The organism is Embleya sp. NPDC001921 (assembly GCF_053594475.1).
Window position 1 is genome coordinate 1 of the sequence record NZ_JBSFEO010000137.1, and the last position, 3,168, is coordinate 3,168.

3 protein-coding genes and 1 pseudogene are annotated in these 3,168 nt (G+C 71.2%); all 4 read left to right on the forward strand.

The features are described from left to right. Positions 1-750, forward strand: a 750-nt coding sequence (locus tag ACWCPW_RS51715; protein ID WP_449768637.1) for a terminase TerL endonuclease subunit, incomplete at its 5' end; no start/stop codon positions are given. 9 nt (positions 751-759) lie between these two features. Then, the gene (locus ACWCPW_RS51720) at positions 760-978 is read left to right on the forward strand and encodes a hypothetical protein (protein ID WP_449768638.1); all 219 of its coding nucleotides are present in this window, start codon (positions 760-762) and stop codon (positions 976-978) included. Then, positions 978-2,924, forward strand: coding sequence for a phage portal protein (locus ACWCPW_RS51725; protein WP_449768639.1), 1,947 nt, complete (start codon positions 978-980; stop codon positions 2,922-2,924). The genes ACWCPW_RS51720 and ACWCPW_RS51725 overlap by 1 nt, the downstream gene beginning before the upstream one ends. Before the next feature lie 11 nt (positions 2,925-2,935). After that, positions 2,936-3,168: pseudogene (locus tag ACWCPW_RS51730) on the forward strand (hypothetical protein); the annotation flags it as partial.

Genomic DNA, 3,168 nt, shown 5'->3' on the forward strand with positions numbered 1-3,168 from the left:
CTGCGGCTGCACCTGGGTCGGCGGACGAAGCAGGAGACGAAGTACCTGCGGATGGACGCGTGGGACGCGAACGCGGGCATGGTGGACGAGTTGTCGCTCGCGGGCCGGGAGTGCTGGGGCGGCCTGGACCTGGCGTCGACGTCCGACCTGTGTGCACTGTGCTGGCTGTTCCCCGACGACGAGACGGGCACGCTGGACGCGCTGTGGCGGTTCTGGACGCCCGAGGCGAACATCGAGAATCTCGATTTGCGGACGGCCGGGGCTGCGAGCGTGTGGGTGCGCGAGGGCTGGCTGGTGGCGACGCCGGGCAACGTGGCGGACTACGACTGGATCATTGCCCAGATCGGCCGCGACCGGGATGCGTTCACGGTGAAGTCGATCGGCTTCGACCCGTGGAACGCCTCCCAAATGACGAACACGCTGATGGCGGAGAAGGCGCCCATGGTGAAGGTGCGTCAGGGCTTCGCCACCATGTCGCCGGTCATGAAGGAGATCCAGCGGCTGGTGCTGCAGGGCACGCCGGAGCGGCCGGCGCTTCGGCACGGCGGGCATCCGGTGGTGCGCTGGTGTGTGGACAACCTGGCTGTGGCGATGGACCCGGCCGGGAACGTGAAGCCCGACAAGGCGGCGTCCGGCGACAAGATCGACGGCGTGTCCGCGCTGGCCACGGCCATGGCGGAGGTCGTCGCCCGGCCGCCCAAGCGCCGGTCGGTCTACGAGGACGACGACACCGCAATGATGATCGTCTGAGGGGGTCGCATGTTCTGGTGGCGCCGCACGGCCCTCCGTAAGCGCGTCGTGGTCAACCTGGCGGACAAGGCGTTCCGTGCCGTGTTGTGGGCCAAGCGCGGTCCGCTCCTGGTGCTGCGGGACGTCGAGTTGCTGGAGGCGGGCCGCGATCCGCAGGCCATCGACGGCGAGGTCGTCGTCGAGCGCGCCCGGGTGGAGTTCATCCAGGTGCTGGCGGGCGGTGGCTGATGGCATTCGTCGTTTCCTCGGGCCAGTTGCAGGTGACCGGCGGCATCGGCGGCCTGGCCGGGACGGTGTACGGGGCGTTGCCGCTGTCGGGCGCGCCGTGGGAGTTCGCGGAGATCTGGCGGTGCCAGCCGCAGGTCCGCACGGTCGTCAGCTTCTTGTCGCGCAACATCGCGTCGATCGGGCTGCACGTGTACCGGCGGGTCAGCGACACCGACCGCGCCCGCCTGGCGGAGCATCCGCTCGCGCTGCTGCTGTCGGCGCCGATGCCTCGGATGACCAGGTACCGGCTGATCGAGCGCCTGGTGTCGGACATCGCGATCTACGACGAGGCGTTCTGGATCAAGCTGCGCTTCGCCGGCGCGATGCGCCTGCTGCCGGTGCCGCCGGCGCTGATCCGCCCGGCCGGCGGGACGTGGATCGCGCCGTCCCACTACGAGACCGCGGGCGGCAGGCGGTTCGAGGTGGACGAGGTCGTGCACTTCCACGGCTACACGCCGGACGACCTGCGGGTGGGGTCGTCGTCGATCGAGTCGCTGCGCGCGTTGCTGATGGAGGAGCGCGAGTCGAGCGCGCAGCGCGCCGCGATGTGGCGCAACGGCGCCCGCACCACAGGCGTCCTGACCCGCCCGGCGGACGCGGAGGAATGGAGCCCGGACGCGCGCCGGCGTTTCCAGGAGATGTGGAAGGCGTTCACCGCCGGCGGCGGGCGCGAGGGCGGGACGCCGATCCTGGAGGACGGCATGGTGTACACGCCGATCGCGATCAACCCGCAGCAGGCGCAGTACATCGAGGCCCGCAAGCTCACCCGCGAGGAGGTCGCGGCGGCGTATCACATCCCGCCGCCGCTGGTCGGGATCCTGGACCACGCCACCTACAGCAACATCACCGAGCAGCACAAGATCCTTTACCAGGACACGCTGGGTCCGTGGCTGGAGATGATCCAGCAGGACATCGAGACCCAGCTCCTGCCGGACATGCCGGACCGGGACCGGGTGTATCTGGAGTTCAACATCGCGCAGAAGATGCGCGGGTCCTTCGAGGAGCAGGCCGCCGCGGCAAGTACGGCGACAGGCGCGCCGTGGATGACGGTGAACGAGACGCGGGCACGGAACAACCTCCCGCAGGTCGAGGGCGGCGACGGTCTGATCGTGCCGCTGAACGTGACCGAGGGCGGCCTGTCGTCGCCGCGGGACACGGCTCCGGATCCGGCGGACCTGGGCCCAAAAGCGGCGGGCCGCCGGGTGCTCTCCAAGGCCGGGCGGCCCTCTACCGTCGACGACTTCGAGGGGGAGCGTGACGCGTTCGTCGAGGCCCTGGTGGCGTTGACGGACAAGGAGGGCGCCCGCCTGGCGCGGTCGGCCGGCGCGAAGGCGGACGGCGTACCGGATCTGCTGGCCCTTTGGGACGCGGGCTCGAAGGATCGCCTCGCGCTGCTGACCGCGTTGATCTCCGAGCACGGGTACCGCATTGCGCAGGCCGGCGCCTGGGAGGTCCTGGCCGAGTTCAACCCGGACGACGCGGGGTGGAGCCCGGACGTCATGCTCGCCTGGATCGCCGCCGCCGCCGAGGAGCACGCGGAATCGCACGAGGCGGCCGGCCGCAAGGCGATCGAGAAGGTCGACGAAGAGCCCGGCGACCGGTGGCAGGACAAGCTGGCGCTCGCGACCGCCGCGTGGAGCGTGGTCGCCGAGCGGCGGGCGCGCACCGCGGCGACCGAGGCCCGCGGGTTCGGCGGACACGACGCCGCCGGCGCCAGCGACCTGCGAAAGAAGGTGTGGCGGACCGGCGGGAAGAACCCGCGCGCCAGCCACAAGGCCCTCAACGGCGAGGTCGTGTCGATCGACGACGTGTTCGGCAACGGCTGCCGGTGGCCGGGCGACCGCAGCGGCGGCTCGAAGGAGACCGCGAACTGCTCCTGCCGCCTGGACTACCGGAAGGGGGACTGAGCGTGGGTGCCGTGACCGTGGTCGTCGGGCCGCCGTGCGCGGGCAAGTCCACCTGGATCCGCGGGCAACGCGCCGACGGCGACGTGGTCGTCGACTTCGACGCGATGACCTCGGCCCTGGGCTCGACCGCGCCGTACGCCGCCCCGGACGCGATCCGTGACGTGGCGTTCGCCGCCCGCTCGGCCGCGATCGACCGGATCCTCAAGGGCGTGGACGCACCCGCGTGGATCATCCACACCTCCCC